A 1,027-nucleotide genomic window follows, 5' to 3' on the forward strand; every position below is an offset into this window, starting at 1 on the left:
GACCTGGGTGGGCAGATTGTGAGCCGCCGCGTCGGCGGTGCGCGGGCGCGGGAAACGCCGCTCCAGACCGGGCGCGACGAGCTGGAACAGCCGCTCCCGGTCGTCGAAGCCACGCAGCCGGTGCAGGCCGAGGTCCAGCAGGGACACACCGTCCGGCAGCGGTTCGGCGTGCTTGGCGGTGGCGGCCGAGCAGAGCACCTGCCCGCCGTGCGCGGCGGCGGCCACCCGGGCGGCCCGGTGCACCTCGGGGCTGGCGTACTCGCCGTCGCGCGGCTCGGCGTAGCCGGTGTGCAGTCCCATCCGGACCCGGGGCGTGGCGTCCGGGTTGGGCCAGTCGTGACCGGCGAGCGCGCGCTGCGCGGTCAGGCAGGCGTGCACCGCGGCGGCGGCGTCCGGGAACGCGAGGAAGAACGAGTCGCCCTCGGTCAGCAGCTCGGCCCCGTCGGTGCCGGCGAGGGTGTCCCGCAGCAGCCGGCGATGCTCGTGCAGCACCGGCCGGTAGACCGGGCCCAGCATCCGGGCCAGCCGGGTCGAACCTTCGATGTCGGTGAACACGAAGGTCACCCACCCGCTCGGGAGGTGGTGTTCTGGCGACATACGTCGAACCTCCGCCCGCTGACGTCGGATCCATGCTGCCCTATGATCGCGCCGTCACGCATCGTGAGAACGGTTGGGCGGATTCCGACCCAAGGTGCCAAAAGATCACACGGGCGGCAAGAGCCGGTTCGACCCGCGGGACGAGCGGCGGAAACTCAGCAGCCGCAGGAGCCGCCGCAGCAACCTCCACCGCTGGGAATCCCACCAGTCGGGCCGGAACCACCACGCCCGGTGACGGCGACAGCGGAGAGCAGCTTCACCGTGTCGGCGTGACCCCGCGGGCAGGTGGCCGGCTGGGCGGCCTCGGCCATCGGGCGGTTGACCTCGAAGGTGTCGCCGCAGGCGCGGCAACGGAACTCGTACCGGGGCATGACATCAGCGTACGGCGGACCTGACGCCGTCACACGGATGGGTGATACTCGACGGGTGG

2 protein-coding genes are annotated in these 1,027 nt (G+C 72.4%); both read right to left on the minus strand.

Annotated elements, in window-relative coordinates:
- On the minus strand, positions 1-597 hold a 597-nt coding region (locus KBX39_RS31905), incomplete at its 3' end, for an adenylate/guanylate cyclase domain-containing protein (RefSeq protein ID WP_210874136.1).
- A gap of 155 nt (positions 598-752) precedes the next feature.
- Entirely contained in the window at positions 753-968 is a 216-nt protein-coding gene (locus KBX39_RS31910) for a zinc ribbon domain-containing protein (protein WP_043328103.1), read from the minus strand.
- Positions 969-1,027 lie beyond the last annotated feature (59 nt).

The organism is Micromonospora sp. D75, assembly GCF_018070405.1.
GTDB lineage: Bacteria > Actinomycetota > Actinomycetes > Mycobacteriales > Micromonosporaceae > Micromonospora > Micromonospora chalcea.